We start from the raw sequence: 18,107 nt of genomic DNA, 5'->3' as shown, positions 1-18,107 counted from the left end.
TTCTCCTTGTGAAAATACTCCCGCCGGAGGCATCCCAAACCGGCCACAGGCGCAGCCCACAACGCAAATCACCACCATCAGCCACAAACCCGTGGCAACGCGGCCCGACGAGGCCTCCGGCGCAAGCCGGGGGTTGAGGAGGGCCGCTCCCGGGTCGACGCCGGCAGGCGGCGAAATCCCGGTCAGTTCATGTTGATATCCCGCCCAGCAGACCGGATCGAAACGGAAAATCCCGCCAGAACGTCGATCAAGGCAATCACCATCAGGGTGAAGAACAAGGACGTGGATGCCCCCGCCACCAGAAGGAACTCCACCAGGTAGACCACGAAAACGACCGTTGACAGCAGGTGGTCGATGATCGACGCCATCCCGGTGATGGTCGATTTCATGATCTCCACGAACAGAACCAGCAGCGCCACCAGCACGATCACGTCCCCGATGGTCATCGCCCATGTCCCGCCCGACATCATCTCGACCGTGAACAAAGACCGGGCGAACGGGTCATCTCCCCCCATCAGGCCAAAGAGACCCAGATTGAAGAGGATCAGGGGGATGACGAGCAACGGGATCTTGGAAAGCATGGCAATGGGTCCTGAAGAGAAAGAATGCAGCCTCATCTAGCCTGTGACGGGAAAGCAGCGTCAAGTGTTTCAAACAGCTTTCGGCCCCGGCGCAACAAACGCGCGGGGCCTAGAAAAGCAGCGATTGCGATGGATCACCAGCCAGACAGCGGGATCGAGGCATTGTCGGCGGGGCGGTTGCCACGGGCCTGGTAGAAATCGGTATCGGCCGAATTGGTAGGCATGCCCATGTCCCGAAGACGATCAGCATCCATCCGTGCAAGCTTGCGGGCTTCGCGATAACTGCGGTCTTTCTCGATCAGGAAGGCCAGCAAGGTACGGATGCCACGCATTGGGCGGACGGGGTTGGTTTCAACAATGGCGGTATCTGCGGGGATGTTGATCAGGTTGGTCATATCAGGGTCTCCCTATGGGTCTGTTGTTTCGATGACCACAGATTGCCCCTTGCCCGTCAGACCAACGTGAAATCCCCCGTGAAAAAACGGACAGCCCGTGCAATAGTTTCGTAAAAATCGCATATTCTACCGCAAAAAGGGTTATTTCAACTTAGACATGAACTCGGATTCCGCGATCACGCTGCACCTGTCCGGCCCCTTTGGTGTCAGCGATCCACAGGGCCGAAACCTTGAAGGGCTGTCCCGCAGGGGGCAGGCACTGCTTGCGTATCTAAGCCAGCAGCGCGGGATGCAGGCCGAGCGGGGACGTCTTGCGGATTTGCTCTGGAGCGACCGATCCGAAGAGCAGTCCCGCGCCTCTCTCAGGCAGGAACTGTCTACGCTGCGCAAACTGCTTCCACCCGGCCTGTTGGATGCCAACCGGCAATCGGTCTGGCTCGATGGCGAGCGCGTGAAACTTGACCAGTCCGGCCAAGGAAGCTTCATGGATGGGTTCGATCTGGCGTCAGAAGGCTTCGAAGACTGGCTTCGTGAACGCCGCATGACCGGGGCGACGTCAAACGAAAACGACAGCGATGCGCAGGCGGAGTCGCATCCGGATATCTTCACAAGACCCGCCGTCCTGCTTTTTGCCTTCGAGGCACTGTCTGCCGACGAGAATGACGCCCTTATTGCCGCAAGCCTGATCGATGATCTCAAGATTACACTCAGCTATTGGCGCTGGTTCCCGGTGATCGGCCCCGAAGCGATCGGCTGGAAGACGGCGAAAGACGGGGACATGCGCAGCATCGCGGCGCAGGTGAATGCGCGATACGCCATTACTGGCACTCTGCGTTGCCTTGGCAACCGAATACGGATTTCTGTCAGCCTGACGGAAACAGAAACCGGGCGCCTGCGCTGGTCAGAGCAATTCGACGGAACACTCGATGATATCTTCGAGTTTCAGGAAGATGTGAGCCGCGCCATCGTGGCCCAGCTTGAACCGCAACTCGCCCGCGCCGAGGCGGTTCGGATCGAACGATCCCACCCGGCCTCGGTCGGACCCTGGCAACTGGTGGCGCAAGCCGAGGAAATCGACCGCAAGGGCGGCGAAGGCTACGGAACGCCGGAAAGCAACCTCGAACAGATGCATCTGATGGAAAGTGCATTGGCGCTGGATCCATGCTTTGCGCCGGCACATGCCCGCATCGGGCGGATCTATTTTCGGGCGGGGCTGCTGGATTGGTACGAGGACCGATTGGTGTGCTTTCACAAGGCCTTGGCAGCCACCAACCGCGCATTGGAAATCGACCCGGAAAACTGGGAGGCCCATGCCTATAACGGCCTGACGAATATCTTTGGCCTTCAGGAATATTCCAAAGGGCTACACCATGCCAACGAGTCGGTAAGGCTGAACCCCTCGGCCGCGCTGGCGCGCCATGCGCTTGGATGCGGTCTGGAATGGCTGGGGCGCCCGCAAGAGGCATTGGAGCATCTGAACCTGATCTTCCGGCTGAACCCCAATCACCCCAACCGCGCCGCGGCCCTCGGCGATATCACGACTTGTGAATTGTTTCGCGGCAACCGGGATCGTGCCATTGACGCTGCAAAACGCCTTTTCGACATTGCGCCGGGCTATGCAAGGGGTTTGCAGCGCTGCGTGGTGACCTTCGGCTATTTTGACGAAACCGATCTTGCAGCCCGGTCGCTGGACCTGCTGCGAGAGGCACAGCCCGGATTCGATGAAGCGTATATGCGTGAAACATATCCCTATGTTCGCCCCGAACATGTCGAGATGGTGCTGGAGGGAATGCGCAAGGCGGGCGCCTTCGACGCATAAAGGCGCTTAATCCAGCTTTCGTGCCTCGTCTTCCAGCATGATCGGAATGCCATTGCGGATCGGAAAGGCCAGCCCCGCAGCGCGCGAAATCAGCTCCCCTGCATCGGCATCGTAGGAGAGGGTGCCTTGTGTCACCGGGCAGACAAGGGCCTCCAGCATCTTGCGGTCGATTACCGAAGGCCGACTCATTGGATCACCTCATCGCTTGCGCCACCCCGGCAGGTGAATTCCATCAGCGCGGTGAGCGTTTCGCGCCGGTCCGTCAGGTGCGGAGCCTCCAGAAGCGCCTGTTTCTCCTCGACGCTGAACGGGCACAGCATCGACAGGGAATTGATCAGCAACTCGTCATCCGCCTCCTCCAGGCTGCCCCAGTCGGTTTGCAGTGCTGCCGCCTCGAAATAGCGCGACAGAAGCTTCAGGAACTGTTCCCGGTCGAAATTCGGATCTTCCTCTTCCCGACCCAGATCGCGGGTGAAGTCGGACCAGTGCAGTTCGGCTTTCACATAGGGAGAGAACCCTGTCACCTCCCGCTTGATCCGAAAGCGCGACATGCCCGACAGGGTGATCATGTAGCGCCCATCCTCGGTTTCAGAGAACTGCGTCACCCGCCCCGCGCAGCCGATCTCGTGCAGGCGCGACTGGCCGGGCATGCCGCCTTCCAGCGGCTGCACCATGCCTATCAGGCGGTGCGGCGTCTTCAGACTGTCCTCCAGCATCGCAAGGTAGCGCGGTTCGAAGATATGCAGAGGCAGCCGCGCCCGGGGCAACAGCAGCGCACCGGGCAGCGGGAAAAGCGGAATCGTTTCGGGCAGATCAGCCGGGGACATCATGCCTTACTATGTAGGCAGGAAGGCCGATCAGGCAAACAGAAGCGACGACAACTTGCGCCGCCCCTTCAATGCCACCGGGTCATTTGGCTTCAGTGCCTCGAAAATGGTGAAGAGCTGCGCCTTGGCCGCCCCGTCATTCCATTCCCGATCGCGGCGGAACAGGTCGAGCAGCTGATCGACCGCCGCTTCCACATCGCCCGAGGCGTGCAGAGCCTGCGCATAGTCGAACCGGGCCTGATGATTGGTAGGATCGGCCTCGACCGCTGCCGACAGCTCTGCCAGAGGGCCGGCATCGGCGGCCTGACGGGCCAGTTCCAGCTGCGCACGGGCGGCTTCCAGTTCGGGCGAGTTTGCAATCGCGTCGGGTGCATTCGTCAGCAGGGCCTCAGCCTGATCAACTTCGCCAATCGCCAGATGGGCGCGCACCAGCCCGCCATAGGCCCCGGCATGCTCCGGCTCTTCGCCAAGGATCGCGGCGAAGGTTTGGGCCGCATCAGCGGCCTCGCCGTCTGCCAGCATCTGCTCGGCGGCCTCCACGGCTTCGCCAAGTCCACCGTCCCCGGCCAGACCGGTCAGCTTGTCGATAAAGGCCTTGATCTCGGATTGCGGAACCGCGCCCTGGAACATGTCCACCGGACGACCCTGGAAGAAGGCCACGACCGTCGGGATGGATTGCAGCGGCAACCCCTGTTGCGCCAAAGCCTGCGCAAGCCGCTGGTTCTGATCGACGTCGATCTTGACCATCTTCACCTTGCCCTTGGCGGCGGTGACAGCGGCCTCCAACTGCGGGCCGAGCGTCTTGCACGGCCCACACCAGGTGGCCCAGAAATCCACGACAACCGGCACCTCCTGGCTGGCCTCGACGACCACGGCCATGAAGTTTTCTTCGGTTCCGTCAACGATCAGATCCCCGGCGGCAGGTCCGGGCTGGAGTCCATCGAGTTCGAGCATAGGTGCCCCCTTCAAATTGGTCGCTCCCTATATGGGCCGCGAGAACCGAAAGGCCAAGGGGGTCAGATGGGCTTTGACGGGGGCAAGGCCGGGACATAGCGTTGCAGTCAGACAATGCGGAGCGTCCCATGACCAAGACCCTTTTGACCTTCGGTGATAGCAACACTCATGGCACACCCCCGATCGTGACCCCCGGCCTTTACGGGCGCTTCGGGCCGGAAGATCGCTGGCCCAAGGTGGCGGCGGCAGTGCTCGGCTCTGACTGGTTGCTGGTCGAGGAAGGGTTGCCGGGCCGCACCACTGGGCTGGAAGACCCCATTATGGGCGCGCATATGAACGGGCAGGCGGGGTTGCGCATTGCGCTGGAAAGCCACGGACCGATTGATGTGCTGACGATCATGCTGGGGACGAATGACCTCAAGACCCGGTTCGCGCCCTCGGTCGCCAGGATCACCGCCGGCGCAGCGGGGCTGCTGGACATCGCATTGTCAGAGCCGATGCAGACCCGCCATGGCGGCTTCAAGGTCCTGCTGATCTGCCCGCCACCGGTTGTGGAAACCGGCCCGATCCGCGACCAGTTCTGGGGGGCAGAGACCGTGGGGCCGCATCTGGCCGCCAATTTCCGCGCCCTTGCCGCAGCGCGGGGCGTGGGTTTCTTCGACGCCGGATCGGTGATCAAGGTCAGCGCGCAGGACGGCATCCATTATGAACCCGACGCGCACCGGGCGCTGGGTGCGGCGCTGGCGGAGGCTATTTTCGCGCTTTGACGCGTCACAGATCAAACGTCGCAAAAACGGGCGCGTGGTCCGACGGCTTCTCCCACCCCCGCGCCTCTCGCAGGATGCGGCTGGAATGTGCGGCGTTGGAGATATCGGGCGTTGCCCAGACATGGTCCAGCCTGCGGCCTTTATCCGCCGCGTCCCAGTCCCGCGCGCGGTAGGACCACCAGCTGTAGAGCTGACCTTCGGGGATATCCGCGCGGGTCACGTCCACCCATTTGCCCGCCTCCATCACGGTGCCGAGCGTATCGACCTCCACCGGCGTGTGGCTGACCACTTTCAGAAGCTGCTTGTGGCTCCACACATCATCCTCACGCGGAGCGATGTTCAGGTCCCCCACCAGAATCGACTTCTCCGGCGCATCGAACTTGCCCCAGTCCCGCATGTCTGCGAGGTAGTCGAGCTTCTGGCCGAATTTCTCATTCACCTCGCGGTCAGGCACATCGCCCCCGGCTGGCACATAGAAATTGTGGATGGTCACCCCGTTTTCCAGCCGCCCGGCGATGTGACGTGCATGGCCGAGCCCCGCAAAATCGTGACTTCCGGCCTCCTCCATCGGCAGTTTGGAAAGTATCGCCACGCCGTTATAGCCCTTCTGCCCCCGCGCCACCATGTGGCCGTAGCCGAGGTTCTGGAAGATCTCGACCGGGATCTTGTCGACCGGGCTTTTACATTCCTGAAGGCAGAGGATATCCGGCCCCTCCTCGCGCAGCAGCTTGGCCACCAGATCGGCGCGCAGCCGGACAGAGTTGATGTTCCAGGTGGCAAGCGTAAAGGGCATGGGCACGGGTCCTGTGGGCAGAGGGTTCGGAACTGTCTCGCGGTCATATCGCGCAAAGCGGAAAAGCGCACGCCCTGAAATTCATCGGATGTATTCCGGGCTTCACCGGCAGACGGACCCCGGCTTTGAAACCGATGCCGTGGGCCCGATTCTGGCCACGCGGCCCGTTTCAGGCCCGGCGGGCGGCCTTCCCCTTGCAACCGGCGCAAGACAGGATACGCTGGTTTTCGAGAACCCATTTTCATCCACCGATACTAGCGACCTGCGGCCTGACATGCCGCGCGACTTTGAGCCAAGAATACCGAAATGACCACTGAACCCCGACCTGGCGGGGACCGCCCACGCCCGCTGACCGACCGCTTCTTGCGGTGGCTCGGGCGATTGACCCTCGATGCTTTCTATCGCCGCATCGAAGTCGTCGGGGGCGAGCGCTTCCCGATGGATCGGCCGGTGATCGTTCTGGCGAACCATTCCAACAGCCTTGTGGATGGCGCTGTCATCACCTCTTTTCTGCCACGCATGCCCCGGTTTCTCGGGGCCAGTACCGTCTGGGACTACCGCCCGCTCCGCCCGATTTTGAATGCCGCAGGGGTGGTGCCGCTTTACCGCCGTCAGGATGGCCGAGCCGATCGGGGCAAGCTTGCTGACAGTTTCAGCAGCGCGTGTCAGTTGCTTGAAGCCGGTGGCGTTCTGGCGATCTTTCCAGAGGGGATCAGCCACAACAACCCGCGCGTGCTGCCTCTCAAATCCGGGGCGGCCCGCATCGCGCTGGAGACCGAATCCCGCCACGGCCCGACCCGGTTGGCAATCGTGCCTGTCTGCCTGACATTCGAGGCGAAATACCGGGTTCGATCGCGGGCCTTGCTGGAAATCGGCGACCCTGTCGATCTGGCCTGCGAAGATGTCGAGGCCTTCGGTTCGGAAAGCCGGAAAGAGCAGGCCGCAGCGGTGAAGGCCCTGACCTGTCGTCTTCATGATCGTCTGGACGCCATGACGCCCGGCCACGAAAGCTGGGAAGAGGCGCGGCTTGTCGCGCGGGCAGCCGAGATGATCGGCAATGCGGACCCGGACCTGACCGGAACCGGGCTGTACAGCATCGCCGAGACCCGGCGCGGCATCCATGACGGATACCTCTGGGTCCAGCAAACCCAGCCAGGCCGAACCGCTGTGCTGCGCCAACAGATCGCGGAATATGACCGCGCCCTGCGCAGTTCCGGACTGCGCGACGATCAGATCGCGCATGGGGTTGCAGCCGGTGGGGCCTTTGCCACTGGCAGAAAGCGGACCGCGCTGAAGACCGTCCTGCTGGCCCCCGTTGCCCTGCTTGGCCTGGCGCTGAACCTGCTGCCCTTCTTCGTGCTGCGCGTGCTGAGCCGCCGCAAGGATCTGGACAAGCGATCCACCTGGTCGATTTTTGCCGGGTTCTTCGTGTTTCCATTCTTCTGGCTGGTCACGGCACTGGCCATGGGCCTTGTCGCTGCGGCCTACGGGGATGCGGCGACCGGCTGGATCTTCGGGGGTGTGACGCTGCTGCTGGCCCCGGCCACGGGGCGGCCAACCCTGACATTTCTCGACAATGCCGCCTCGATCTGGGCGGAGACACGGGCGCGTATCCTGCTCAGCGGCAACTCTCGCAGAGCCAGCAAGCTGACCACGCAACGCAGCCGGATCAGGGCGGAACTGGCGGCCCTGTCAGAGGAGTATGCGGCGTTCTGCGAGCAGGCCGAGGGATAACCCCGCTCACCCCGCGCCAACCCGGTTGCACAGGACACCCACACCGGGCACGTCAATTTCCAGAACGTCACCCTGCTTGAGGAAGCGTTGCGGGCTGCGGCTGCCTCCGGTGCCATCGGGCGAGCCCATGGCGATCAGGTCGCCGGGATGCAACGGGATCATTTGAGAGATGTAGGAAATCACCTGCGGGATCGAGAAGAACATCTCGCTGGCGCTTGCATGCTGCACGATCTGGCCGTTCAGCCGCGTGGTTAGCTTCAGCGCCTCGGGCACGTCGATTTCATTGGCGGTGGTGATCCATGGCCCACAGCCACCCGACGCGGCGAAATTCTTGCCCGCATGCACCGAATGCTTCTGCCATTCGCGCACGGATCCGTCATTGACCACGGTAAATCCGGCGATATGGGCATGGGCCTGATCGGGGCTGATATGGCGCGTGGTCCGGCCAATGACGACACCGATCTCGCCTTCATAGTCAAAGCTCTCGGCGGCCTCTCCCACCGGGATTTCCAGCGGCGTGTCATGAGGGACAAGCGTGCCATCCAGCTTGGCGAAGAGGATGATGTTTTCCGGACGGGTCACGCTTTGATCCAGCGGGTAGCGCTTCGGGTAGTTGATGCCCACGCAGATCACCCGCGCCGCAGGATGGATCGGCAATCGCCAGGTGATGACCGCCACCGGAGCGGGCGGTTGGGCCATTGCATCGGCGCGCAGATCCGAGAGGGCCGCAGCGGCCAGGACATCGTTCAGATCGGGAAAGCGCATGCGAAACCCGTCGCTGACCGGGTGCGCATTGTTCCCATCGATCAGGCCGTAGGCCTCATCCCCATGCTGCTGCCAGCGTGCCAGTTTCATTCCTTGTCCTTTCCGAATGCCGCCTCGCGGGCGCGCACGATGGTGCTGAGCGTCTGGTTGTAGGGTGTAGGCAGGCCGATCTCGGCGCCCAGAACCGGCACCATCCCGTTGATCGCGTCGATCTCTGACGGGCGGCCAGCCATGTGGTCGAGTAGCATCGAGGGCCGCGCACGGGGCATCTGCGCGGCGAAAGCGGTGACATAGGCCTCCGGGTCATCGAAGGAAAAGGCGATGCCCTTGTGTTGGCCGATGGCATAGGCCTCGCGCATGCAACTGAGCGCTAGGGCACGGGTTTCGGCGTTGTCCATCACCTCACCCACGGTACAGCCGATCACGGTGCAGGGGGCCGACAGGGTCACGTTACACAGGAATTTCTCCCAGATCAGCTGATTGATGTCGGCGAAGGCCTTCACGTTGAACCCGGCTCCTTGCCAGAGCTCTGCCAGCCGTTCCAACCGCTCGGTCATGCCGCCGCCCATTTCGCCGATGCGGATCAGCTTCATGGCGTTGTGATGCACGTGGCCGGGGCCTTTCATCGAGGCGCCGAACCCATCCGCCACGCCAAGGATCACATTGGCGGTGCTCATGTGCTGGCCGATCCGCTCGCCCGCGCCAAGCCCGTTCTGGATGGTCAGGATCAGCGTATCCGGCCCCACGCACCCGGTCAGCGCCCGCGCCGCCTCCCCGACGGCAGAGGCCTTGGTGGCAATGATCACCAGATCGACCATCGGCAGATCGGCAGGATCAGCGGCGGTGCGGATTGTCCTGACCACCCGATCGCCGCTGGCCCCTTCGACCCGCAGTCCGGTCGTGGCGATGGCGTCAAGATGCGCCCGCCACGGATCCACGGCCCAAAGCTCGTGACCGGCATCTGCCAGCAGACCGGCATAGACAGAGCCCATGGCCCCAACTCCGAAAACGGCGATCTTCATGCGGGCCTCATTCTGGTTTGCGGCAGACGGATATCGAAGCGCGCGCGCAGCGCCTCGTCGATCCCGGCAGGGATGTGGCAGGGAAAATGCGATGCGAGGATCTCGCGCGCACGGGCGTTGGCGGTGCCGCGGATATCGGGCGATCCGGCGGCGGCCCAGTCATCCGGGCTACGCCGGTCGGATACGTCGGGATAAAGGAAATCGCTCTGCATCCGCTGGTAGGTTTCGGGGCGGCCCAGGAAATGGCCCTCGCCATGCGCCACCTCCGCAATCGCAGTCACGGACAGCGCGCTTTCGTCCATTTCGATCGGAGCCAGCGACCGCAGGATCACCCCGAGCATATCGTTGTCGATGATATAGGCCTCAAGCGAACAGGCCATCAGCCCGGCCAAGGCCCCGCAGGCCTGGGTGATCATGTTGGACCCCGTCTGTGCCGCCATGGACACGCTGAGCGATTTCTCGAACCCCGCCTGCGCGTCCGGCAGTTTGCTGTCCGTCGCGCCCGCGATGGTGGAATTCGGCAGGCCGTAGTGGCGCGCCATGCGCACGGCGGCGGACGTCAGCAAAGCCTGTTCGCCACAGCCGCCCGCCATACCGCCGGTACGAAGGTCGGTCACCATGGGACGCGGACCAAAGATGATCCGCGCCTTCGGGTTTGCCAGCCATGCAACGATCACCCCCGCCAGTGTTTCGGCAATGGTCTGCGCCACGCATCCGGCGATGGTGACAGGGCTGGAGGCCCCAAGCTGACCGAAGGTGTTGCATTGCATGGGAATGCCAAGACGGGCAGCCTCGACCATCACCTCGCAGGCCTCTTCCGAGAAGCGCAGCGGCGGCACGACATGGTTGATCGTCAGCGACAGAAAGGGCCGGTCCCGAAACGCCTTGGCGCTGCCCGTGATGGCAAAGCATATCTCGGCGATTGCCCGCACCGCCTCAGCGCTGGATGCGCTGACGACGACGTGTTTCGCCGTACCCGCCAAAGCCGCATAGGCGGTGTTGACGTCAAGCGACAGGTCGTCATCCATGTCACGCGCCACGACCGGGCGGGCGAAAAAGTGGATGTTGTCCAGCACATCCACAACGCGCGCGGCATCATAGAGGTCGGCCAGAGTCGACGGTCTGTAGATGCCGCTGTCGAGATCCACCATCTGCGGCGACGCCCCACCGGTGCCCACATGCACCTGCTGACCGGTCAGCTGCATATCCAGCCCCGCTGCCCGCCCGTATAGAGTGACGTCCCGCCCAATGCCCTTGAGCGCCCGGTCTTGCAGATCACGCGGGAAGATCAGCCGGCCTTCCCCGGTCAGGCTGCCCCCGGCGGCGCTGACCAGCTCCACCACGGCTTGCGGCGGTTCCGCCATGCCGATCTCGGACAGGATGGCGCGAGCGGCCGCGTCGATCTGCGCGATGGCGTCCGCGTCCAGCGGGTCCAGCCGCCCCCCGGACAGCCTGTTGCGGGGCACGGGTTTTATTGCGTCATCCGCATCATCGCTGCCGCCTCGCCGCCGCCCTCTGCGTCGTGTTCCCGTCTGTGCCATTCCGGCGGTCTCTCCTGTCCTGCTGTCTTCCGGATAGTTTCCAAACCGGAACAGTTGGACAAGCGACTATTGCAGGCTCTATGCATAAAGAAAACCTCATCCATAGCCCATCTGCGGATCGCGTCATGAAACTTCCCAACAGGCGCCTGCCCCTGACCGCCTTGCGCAGCTTCGAGGCCGCAGCCCGTCTGCTCAGCTTCAAGGATGCCGCGGCCGAGCTTTGTGTCAGCCCCACCACCATCAGCAACCAGATCCGCCAATTGGAACAGGACTGGGGCTGTCAGCTGTTCGTTCGCAAGACCCGCGCCGTGGTGCTGACCGATGCGGGCCGGTCACTGGCCCGCGTGGTCAGCCGCGCCTTCGATGACATCCGGGCCGAGGCCGAATCCCATATCAGCACACCGCGCAAGACCGTCACCCTTGCGGTCGGCCCGATCTTCGGGTCCCGCTGGCTGATTCCCCGGCTTGGGCGGTTCCGTCAGCAGCACCCCGATATCGAACTCGTGCTGCACCACAGTCCCCGGATCACCAACGAGGCCGCGATGGTAACGCAGATCGCGGTGGATTGGGGCATCGGGAACTGGTCGGGACTGGATGCGCGCAAGCTGATGGAGATCAGCTACAGCCCGGTGATCAGCCCCGCCCTGATCGAACAGTTGGGCGGGTTGACGACCCCCGCCGACCTCGGCCGTTTCCCGATCATTCATCAGCAGGACCGGTCGGAATGGGCGGCATGGCTGGCATTGGCCGAATTGCCTGATCCGGGTTTCGCCGAGGAAACCGTCATCACCGATTCCAACGTTGTGCTTCAGGCGGTCAAGGACGGCCTGGGTGTGGCGCTTGGCGTCTTTCCCCTCGTCGCGTCCGAGATCGAAAGCGGCGCGCTTGTCCAGCCGTTCGCGCAGATGCTGCGTCCAAGCCGGGCCTTTCACCTGCTAACACGAAGCGGTGCGGCCCTGTCTCCCGAAGCAGGGAAAACCTGCGATTGGCTGATCAACGAAGCCAGTCAGAGCCTGCATTAAGCCTTCCTTCACCGCCCGCCTCTAGGCTGCCCGCTGACAGTCCCGTTGGGTGAGACATGCCATGGCCGCGCAGAACGAATTGCGCCCGATCATCATCAAGAAGAAAAAGGTCAGCGGCGGCGATGGCCACCATGGTGGTGCGTGGAAGGTGGCCTATGCGGATTTCGTGACCGCCATGATGGCGTTCTTCATGCTGATGTGGCTGCTGAACGCCACCACGGAACAGCAACGCAAGGGGATCGCCGACTACTTCAGCCCCACGGTGCCCATTGCCCGGATCTCGGGCGGCGGTGACGGGTCTTTCGGCGGCGACAGCCCTTTTTCGGAAACCGTCGTCGCCCAGAACGGCACCGGCGCCTCTGACCGCCGCCCGACCGAGGGGCGGCAGGCCATGGGAATGGAAGGCACCGATCACAGCGCCGAAGAATTGGAACAGGCGCTGATGGAGGATATCGAGGATTCGCTCATGGATGGCGGCGGCGATGCGCGGGTGTCGGATGAGACGCTCGATCACGTCCAGACGCGCCTGACCGATCAGGGACTGGTGGTCGAGATTTTCGCCCGCCCCGGCATACCGCTCTTTGGCTTGGATGGCATCACGCCCGAACCCTGGCTGGAAGACCTGCTTTCGGTGATGGCAGAGCTTTTCGGGACCGTCACCAATGGCGTCGCGGTTGCGGCGCATGTCCGGTCCGACCCGATCGTGGTGGCGGAGGACACAACCTGGGACCGGTCCACCGCGCAGGCTCAGGCGCTTCGCACCGCGCTGCAACGCGTCGGGCTGAATGCGGAGAGGTTTCAGCGCATCACCGGGCACGCAGACCGAAGCCCGGCGGTCGCCGACAGTATGGCAATACGCAATGACAGGGTCGAAATCACCCTCCTGCGCAGCCTGCCCTGAGGGAAAACAGTTCGATTTTTATCTGTTAGGCCCTTGTTAAATCCGACCGTGCTTGTCTGCCCCAAAGGACGAGATGCAGCAGAAAGGCGCATTCCAATGACGATTTCCTCCTCGCTCAATTCCGGGGTTGCCGGGCTCAACGTGAACGCCAGCCGCCTCGCCACGATTTCCGACAATATCGCGAATTCGGGAACTTACGGCTACAAGCGCGCCGTGACCAACTTCCAATCGATGGTGATCTCTCAGGGCCATGGCAGCTATTCCGCCGGGGGCGTCCGGGTCATCACCGGGCGCATGATCGAACAGCGGGGCACGCTAATCACCACGGACAATCCCACGGACCTGGCCATTGGCGGGCGCGGCATGCTGCCAGTCACCACGGCTGCTTCCCTGGAATCCCAGTCCGGCAATCAACCGGTGATGCTGGCCACCACCGGGTCCTTCCGGCCCGATGCCGATGGTGTGCTACGCACGGAAACTGGGCTGGTTCTGCTTGGCTGGCCCGCCGACGGCGATGGCACCATCCCCACCTTCCCGCGCGACACCACGGACGGGCTGGAACCTGTGCGCGTCCACACCAACCAGTTCGCTGGCGATCCCACCACCCAGATGGAGCTGACGCTGAACCTGCCCGCCACCGCGACCGAGGCGGGCGCATCGGGTGACACCGTAACCATGTCGACCGAGTATTTCGACAATCTCGGCACGTCCGAGGTGCTGGAGATCAATTTCACCCCGACCGTTCCCGCCACCGGATCGTCGAATGAATGGACCATGGAGATCCGCGATTCCGCATCTGGCGGGGCGGTGATCGGGGAATACACCCTGACCTTCGACGATGCGCGTGGCAGCGGCGGCAACCTTTTGTCCGTCACCGCAGTCACCGGCGGCGCCTATAACGGCACCGATGGCACGATCGAGGTCAATGTGAATGGCGGCCCGATGGAGCTTAATATCGGCATCATCGGCGAACCCGGCGGTTTCACGCAACTGTCCGACAGTTTCTCGAATGCCCCCGTGGTCAAGGACGGCTCCCCTGTCGGCAACCTGTCTTCGGTTGAGGTCGATGGCGAAGGCATGGTCCACGCGATCTATGACAGCGGCTTTACCCGCGTGATCTACCAGGTGCCGCTGATCGACGTGCCCAATCCCAACGGGCTGATCGCCATGTCGAACCAAGCCTATCAGATCTCGCCGGACAGCGGATCATTCTTCCTATGGGATGCGGGCGACGGGCCGACCGGCGACATCGTGGGCTTCTCTCGCGAGGAATCCACAACCGATGTCGCGGGAGAGCTGACCCAGCTGATCCAGACGCAGCGCGCCTACTCCTCCAACGCCAAGGTCATTCAGACGGTGGACGAGATGTTGCAGGAAACCACCAATATCAAGCGCTGATCCGGGCACTGAGGCCAGGTCATGACCATTTCCAGCGCTCTCTCCGCGGCCCTGACCGGGCTGACCGCGTCCAGCCGGGCGGCGTCGGTGGTGTCGGACAACATCGCCAATGCCCAGACCGAAGGCTTCGGCGAGCGCAGCCTGACCCTCTCATCCATCGCCCATGGTGCAGGGCGCGGGGTGCAGGTTTTGGGCGTTACCCGCAGTTCGGATCCGGTCATTCTAGGCGAGCGTCGTTCCGCCGGGGCCGCGCAGGGCGAGGCAGAGACCCGCGCCAGCTTCTTACTGCGAATCGAGACGCTTATTGGCACACCCGACAGCGACGCCAGCCTGCCCGCCCGGCTCGATGCGTTCGAGACCAGCCTTGTTTCCGCCGCCAGCCGCCCAGATAGTCAAGCGCGGTTGGAGTCCGTCCTGAACGCGGCGCAGCAACTGGCAGGCACGCTGAACAGCATCTCGGACGGCATCCAGAACATCCGCCAGCAGGCCGATGCGCAGATCGCCACGGAGATCACCCATCTCAATCGTACGCTCGCGGCGATCCACGACCTGAACGGCACCATTCGAACATCCATCAGCCGGGGAGAGAACGCGCTCGGGCTGATCGACCGGCAACAGGCGCTGATCGACGGCCTCGCCGATCTGGTTCCCATCCGCGAGACCCGCAACGACGCGGGGATGGTCAGTCTCTACACTACCGACGGGCTGACACTGGTCGAGGGACGCCCGGCAGAATTCGGCTTTTCCGCCACGCCGGCCATTACGCCGCTGATGTCCCTGCAGAACAATGACCTGTCGGGCCTTACCGTGAATGGCCGTCCGATCAGCACCTCGGGCAGCTACGCGTCGCTCTCCGGCGGGCGACTGGCGGCCCTGTTTGCCGTCCGCGACGAGATCGCCCCGCAAGCCCAGGCACAGCTCGACGGGCTGGCGCTCGACCTGACCGCGCGGCTGGACGATCCTGGCCTCGATCCGACACAGGCCGCAACGGACCCGGGTCTCTTCAGCGACGATGGCCTGCTGGCCTCTGCAGCCTATGAAGAAGGTCTTGCCGCGCGCATCAGGGTGAACGCCGCTGTCGATCCCGACCGGGGCGGCGCGCTCTGGAGGCTGCGCGACGGGGTTGGCGCGACGAGCGAAGGCGCACCCGGCGATCCAGCGCTGCTACAGGGCATCCTCGATGCGTTGCAAACCGAACGCCCGACAGCCTCTTCGGCCTTCTCCACCACCAGTCGCAGCATGGCCGAGCTTGGCGCAGACCTCCTGTCGCTCACCTCCATGGACCGGCAGTTCGCAGAGGCCCGCGCCGCCGAAACATCGGGCAAGTTCACCGCGCTGCGCGAGGCCGAACTGTCGCGCGGAGTCGATACTGACCGGCAGATGCAACGCCTTCTGGAAATCGAGAATGCCTATGCCGCCAATGCGCGGGTGATCTCGACACTCGACGATATGCTTGATCGATTGCTGGGGCTGTAGCGATGAGCATCATTTCCACGGGCGACATGGCCCGCAGTTTTCATCTTCGTCAGCATCACCATCAGGTCAGGACCGACCTTTCGCGGTTGACGCAGGAACTGGCCAGCGGGCAGCACTCCGACGCGGGCAAGGCACTCGGCGGGGACTTTTCTGCGCTATCGGGGATAGAACGCGGGTTGCGCATGGTTGCCGCCTATCGCAATGCCGCGGCCGAGGCCGCACTGATGACCTCCGCCGTGCAATCGGCATTGGAGGCTTTGCAGGGCAACCTGTCAGAACTTGCCCCGGCGCTGTTGGCGGCCAGCGGCACCGATACTCTGCAACAGATGGAACTGATGGCCGCCAGCGCCCCCGACCGGCTGAGCGCCATGCTCGGCTCGCTCAACCAGACGGTCGCGGGCCGGGCGCTGTTTTCCGGCGCCAATACCGATGAGGATGCGCTGATCCCGGTGGGGGACCTGCTGACCGCGCTGGAACCTCTGGCCACCGGTGCCACGGATGCGGCGGACCTGATCACGACGCTGGACAGCTGGTTCATGGATTCGGGCGGCGGGTTCGAAACACTGGCTTATCAGGGCAGCCCCGATCCCGCGCCGGGCTTCACCGTGGCTGAAGGCGAGACGATCCAGAACCCGATTTCCGCACTCGATCCCGGTTTGCGGCGCGGGCTGATGGGGATGGCGCTGGCCACTCTGGTGTCCAATGAAACTGGCAGTTTCAGCGATGATGAAAGACGCCAGCTTCTGGAACGCGCCGCGCTTGACATGGCATCGGGCAATGACGGCGTCACCGATCTGCGCGCCCGCGTGGGCCATGTGGAGGGCCGGATTGAGGCCGCCCAGTTGCGCGGCGACACCACCCGTGGGTTGCTGGAGCTGGAACGCAGCCGCCTGACCGGCGCCGACCCCTATACCACCGCCACTGAATTGCAGGAGGCGGAGACCCGGCTCGAAGCGCTCTACCTGCTGACCACCCGCCTGTCCCGCCTCAACCTGACGGAGTACCTCAGATGATCCGCTTCCTGTTTTCGCTCATCCTGTTCTTCGCGCCGCTAGTGGCGCAGGCCACCCCGATCCGCATCAAGGACCTGGTGGAATTCGACGGGGTGCGCGGCAACGACCTGATCGGCTATGGGCTGGTCGTGGGGCTGAATGGCACCGGTGACGGCATCCGCAATTCCCCCTTCACCGAAGAGATCATGACCAACATCCTCGAACGGCTTGGCGTAAATATCTCGGGCGAGCAGTTCCGCCCCCAGAACGTGGCGGCGGTGATCGTCACGGCCACGCTTCCCCCGTTTTCTCGGGCCGGGTCGCAGATCGACATCAACGTCTCGGCCATCGGGGACGCCGACAGCCTGATGGGGGGCACATTGGTCATGACCCCGCTGACGGCTGCTGACGGGGAAATCTACGCCGTGGCGCAAGGCACCGTCATCGCGGGCGGGGCGGTCGTGGAAGGCGATGCGGCCAGCGTGACAGAGGGCGTGCCAACCGCGGGGACCGTCCCCTCCGGCGCACGGATCGAACGCGAAGTGGATTTCGAACTGTCGAGCCTTGAGACGATCCGCCTGGCCCTCCGCTCCCCCGATTTCACCACCGCCGCCCGGATCGAGGGCGTGATCAACACCGCCTATGGCCGCCCAGTGGCGGTGATGCTCGATTCCGGCACAGTCGCGCTGGATCTTGCGGCCACGCGCGAACCGTCCGCCGCCCATGCCATGTTCCGCATCGAAAACCTGCTGGTAGAGCCCGAAAGCCGCGCCCGCGTGGTTGTCGATCAACGTTCAGGCACTATCGTGATGGGGGAAGATGTGCGCATCTCTCATGTCGCCGTGGCGCAGGGCAATCTGACCCTGCGCATTCAGGAAACCCCGATTGCCGTGCAACCGAACCCCTTTGCAGAGGGGGAAACCGTCGTGGTGCCCCGCACCCAGGCCGATATCGAGGAAGAGCCTGGCACCGGTCTGGCAGAAGTGTCGGGTGGGGCCTCGCTATCCGAGGTAATCGCCGGGCTGAACGCGCTTGGGGTTTCGCCGGGCGACATGATCGACATCCTGAACGCGATCAACGCCGCCGGGGCGCTGCATGCGGAACTGGTTGTCAGATAACG

At 63.5% G+C, this 18,107-nt stretch carries 18 protein-coding genes; 9 read left to right on the top strand and 9 right to left on the bottom strand.

Annotated elements, in window-relative coordinates:
* Nucleotides 1-182: 182 nt before the first annotated feature.
* A complete protein-coding gene (locus ACOOEX_RS18640; RefSeq protein ID WP_420396233.1) occupies nt 183-581 on the bottom strand; it encodes a hypothetical protein in 399 nt (132 codons plus the stop codon).
* A gap of 134 nt (nt 582-715) precedes the next feature.
* The gene (locus ACOOEX_RS18635) at nt 716-976 is read right to left on the bottom strand and encodes a hypothetical protein (protein ID WP_420396232.1); all 261 of its coding nucleotides are present in this window, start codon (nt 974-976) and stop codon (nt 716-718) included.
* 157 nt (nt 977-1,133) lie between these two features.
* On the opposite strand from ACOOEX_RS18635, the gene ACOOEX_RS18630 reads away from it, so the two are divergent.
* Entirely contained in the window at nt 1,134-2,795 is a 1,662-nt protein-coding gene (locus ACOOEX_RS18630) for a hypothetical protein (RefSeq protein WP_420396231.1), read from the top strand.
* Between the two features lie 6 nt (nt 2,796-2,801).
* Here the strand turns inward: ACOOEX_RS18630 and ACOOEX_RS18625 are convergent, their stop codons facing one another.
* From ACOOEX_RS18625 to ACOOEX_RS18615, 3 genes are read right to left on the bottom strand one after another with little or no spacing between them, the layout of a single operon-like run.
* On the bottom strand, nt 2,802-2,984 hold the full coding sequence (locus ACOOEX_RS18625) for a Trm112 family protein (RefSeq protein ID WP_306046894.1): 183 nt from the start codon (nt 2,982-2,984) through the stop codon (nt 2,802-2,804).
* Complete coding sequence (locus tag ACOOEX_RS18620) at nt 2,981-3,625, bottom strand: LON peptidase substrate-binding domain-containing protein (RefSeq protein ID WP_420396230.1); 645 nt, start codon at nt 3,623-3,625, stop codon at nt 2,981-2,983. Before ACOOEX_RS18620 ends, ACOOEX_RS18625 begins: the two co-directional genes overlap by 4 nt.
* 27 nt (nt 3,626-3,652) lie before the next feature.
* Nucleotides 3,653-4,576 (bottom strand): tetratricopeptide repeat protein, encoded by a 924-nt coding sequence (locus tag ACOOEX_RS18615; protein ID WP_420396229.1) that lies wholly within the window; start codon nt 4,574-4,576, stop codon nt 3,653-3,655.
* Between the two features lie 128 nt (nt 4,577-4,704).
* Between ACOOEX_RS18615 and ACOOEX_RS18610 the strand changes: the two genes are divergently transcribed.
* Nucleotides 4,705-5,343, top strand: a complete 639-nt coding sequence (locus ACOOEX_RS18610) for a GDSL-type esterase/lipase family protein (protein ID WP_420396228.1) — start codon at nt 4,705-4,707, stop codon at nt 5,341-5,343.
* Between the two features lie 4 nt (nt 5,344-5,347).
* On the opposite strand, the gene ACOOEX_RS18605 is transcribed toward ACOOEX_RS18610, so the two are convergent.
* Entirely contained in the window at nt 5,348-6,136 is a 789-nt protein-coding gene (locus ACOOEX_RS18605; RefSeq protein WP_306046898.1) for an exodeoxyribonuclease III, read from the bottom strand.
* A gap of 306 nt (nt 6,137-6,442) precedes the next feature.
* Between ACOOEX_RS18605 and ACOOEX_RS18600 the strand changes: the two genes are divergently transcribed.
* Nucleotides 6,443-7,870 carry a lysophospholipid acyltransferase family protein gene (locus ACOOEX_RS18600; protein WP_420396227.1) on the top strand — a complete coding sequence of 476 codons (1,428 nt, stop codon included), beginning with the start codon at nt 6,443-6,445 and terminating at the stop codon, nt 7,868-7,870.
* 6 nt (nt 7,871-7,876) lie between these two features.
* Here ACOOEX_RS18600 and ACOOEX_RS18595 read toward each other — a convergent pair whose 3' ends face one another.
* Genes ACOOEX_RS18595 through ACOOEX_RS18585 form a run of 3 tightly spaced genes read right to left on the bottom strand, consistent with a single transcriptional unit; the run spans nt 7,877 to nt 11,123 of the window.
* On the bottom strand, nt 7,877-8,725 hold the full coding sequence (locus tag ACOOEX_RS18595; protein WP_420396226.1) for a fumarylacetoacetate hydrolase family protein: 849 nt from the start codon (nt 8,723-8,725) through the stop codon (nt 7,877-7,879).
* Nucleotides 8,722-9,657 carry a ketopantoate reductase family protein gene (locus tag ACOOEX_RS18590; protein ID WP_420396225.1) on the bottom strand — a complete coding sequence of 312 codons (936 nt, stop codon included), beginning with the start codon at nt 9,655-9,657 and terminating at the stop codon, nt 8,722-8,724. The genes ACOOEX_RS18595 and ACOOEX_RS18590 overlap by 4 nt, the downstream gene beginning before the upstream one ends.
* Nucleotides 9,654-11,123: a trimethylamine methyltransferase family protein gene (locus tag ACOOEX_RS18585; RefSeq protein ID WP_420396224.1), complete on the bottom strand. Its 1,470-nt coding sequence runs from the start codon at nt 11,121-11,123 to the stop codon at nt 9,654-9,656. Before ACOOEX_RS18585 ends, ACOOEX_RS18590 begins: the two co-directional genes overlap by 4 nt.
* Nucleotides 11,124-11,323: 200 nt before the next feature.
* On the opposite strand from ACOOEX_RS18585, the gene ACOOEX_RS18580 reads away from it, so the two are divergent.
* The 6 genes from ACOOEX_RS18580 to ACOOEX_RS18555 all read left to right on the top strand — a co-directional run bounded on the left by ACOOEX_RS18580 (nt 11,324) and on the right by ACOOEX_RS18555 (nt 18,105).
* On the top strand, nt 11,324-12,220 hold the full coding sequence (locus ACOOEX_RS18580; RefSeq protein WP_420396223.1) for a LysR substrate-binding domain-containing protein: 897 nt from the start codon (nt 11,324-11,326) through the stop codon (nt 12,218-12,220).
* Nucleotides 12,221-12,281: 61 nt separating this feature from the next.
* Nucleotides 12,282-13,121, top strand: coding sequence for a flagellar motor protein MotB (locus tag ACOOEX_RS18575; RefSeq protein ID WP_420396222.1), 840 nt, complete (start codon nt 12,282-12,284; stop codon nt 13,119-13,121).
* A gap of 96 nt (nt 13,122-13,217) precedes the next feature.
* Nucleotides 13,218-14,519, top strand: a complete 1,302-nt coding sequence (locus ACOOEX_RS18570) for a flagellar hook protein FlgE (protein ID WP_420396221.1) — start codon at nt 13,218-13,220, stop codon at nt 14,517-14,519.
* Between the two features lie 21 nt (nt 14,520-14,540).
* Complete coding sequence (gene flgK / locus ACOOEX_RS18565) at nt 14,541-15,995, top strand: flagellar hook-associated protein FlgK (protein ID WP_420396220.1); 1,455 nt, start codon at nt 14,541-14,543, stop codon at nt 15,993-15,995.
* A gap of 2 nt (nt 15,996-15,997) precedes the next feature.
* Nucleotides 15,998-17,008, top strand: coding sequence for a flagellin (locus tag ACOOEX_RS18560; RefSeq protein ID WP_420396219.1), 1,011 nt, complete (start codon nt 15,998-16,000; stop codon nt 17,006-17,008).
* Nucleotides 17,005-18,105 carry a flagellar basal body P-ring protein FlgI gene (locus tag ACOOEX_RS18555; protein WP_420396218.1) on the top strand — a complete coding sequence of 367 codons (1,101 nt, stop codon included), beginning with the start codon at nt 17,005-17,007 and terminating at the stop codon, nt 18,103-18,105. Before ACOOEX_RS18560 ends, ACOOEX_RS18555 begins: the two co-directional genes overlap by 4 nt.
* Nucleotides 18,106-18,107: the final 2 nt, after the last annotated feature.

Source organism: Nioella sp., assembly GCF_965215655.1.
Lineage (GTDB): Bacteria > Pseudomonadota > Alphaproteobacteria > Rhodobacterales > Rhodobacteraceae > Nioella.
This window is presented reverse-complemented; position numbering and strand designations above follow the sequence as displayed.

Bases quoted from the DNA above. Each gene is read 5' to 3' on its own strand.
- ACOOEX_RS18630 (WP_420396231.1), top strand. From the start codon at position 1,134: ATGAACTCGGATTCCGCGATCACGCTGCACCTGTCCGGCCCCTTTGGT.
- ACOOEX_RS18610 (WP_420396228.1), top strand. From the start codon at position 4,705: ATGACCAAGACCCTTTTGACCTTCGGTGATAGCAACACTCATGGCACA.
- ACOOEX_RS18580 (WP_420396223.1), top strand. From the start codon at position 11,324: ATGAAACTTCCCAACAGGCGCCTGCCCCTGACCGCCTTGCGCAGCTTC.
- ACOOEX_RS18635 (WP_420396232.1), bottom strand. From the start codon at position 976: ATGACCAACCTGATCAACATCCCCGCAGATACCGCCATTGTTGAAACC.
- ACOOEX_RS18600 (WP_420396227.1), top strand. From the start codon at position 6,443: ATGACCACTGAACCCCGACCTGGCGGGGACCGCCCACGCCCGCTGACC.
- ACOOEX_RS18615 (WP_420396229.1), bottom strand. From the start codon at position 4,576: ATGCTCGAACTCGATGGACTCCAGCCCGGACCTGCCGCCGGGGATCTG.
- ACOOEX_RS18640 (WP_420396233.1), bottom strand. From the start codon at position 581: ATGCTTTCCAAGATCCCGTTGCTCGTCATCCCCCTGATCCTCTTCAAT.
- flgK (WP_420396220.1), top strand. From the start codon at position 14,541: ATGACCATTTCCAGCGCTCTCTCCGCGGCCCTGACCGGGCTGACCGCG.
- ACOOEX_RS18595 (WP_420396226.1), bottom strand. From the start codon at position 8,725: ATGAAACTGGCACGCTGGCAGCAGCATGGGGATGAGGCCTACGGCCTG.
- ACOOEX_RS18605 (WP_306046898.1), bottom strand. From the start codon at position 6,136: ATGCCCTTTACGCTTGCCACCTGGAACATCAACTCTGTCCGGCTGCGC.
- ACOOEX_RS18555 (WP_420396218.1), top strand. From the start codon at position 17,005: ATGATCCGCTTCCTGTTTTCGCTCATCCTGTTCTTCGCGCCGCTAGTG.
- ACOOEX_RS18570 (WP_420396221.1), top strand. From the start codon at position 13,218: ATGACGATTTCCTCCTCGCTCAATTCCGGGGTTGCCGGGCTCAACGTG.
- ACOOEX_RS18590 (WP_420396225.1), bottom strand. From the start codon at position 9,657: ATGAAGATCGCCGTTTTCGGAGTTGGGGCCATGGGCTCTGTCTATGCC.
- ACOOEX_RS18625 (WP_306046894.1), bottom strand. From the start codon at position 2,984: ATGAGTCGGCCTTCGGTAATCGACCGCAAGATGCTGGAGGCCCTTGTC.
- ACOOEX_RS18620 (WP_420396230.1), bottom strand. From the start codon at position 3,625: ATGATGTCCCCGGCTGATCTGCCCGAAACGATTCCGCTTTTCCCGCTG.
- ACOOEX_RS18560 (WP_420396219.1), top strand. From the start codon at position 15,998: ATGAGCATCATTTCCACGGGCGACATGGCCCGCAGTTTTCATCTTCGT.
- ACOOEX_RS18575 (WP_420396222.1), top strand. From the start codon at position 12,282: ATGGCCGCGCAGAACGAATTGCGCCCGATCATCATCAAGAAGAAAAAG.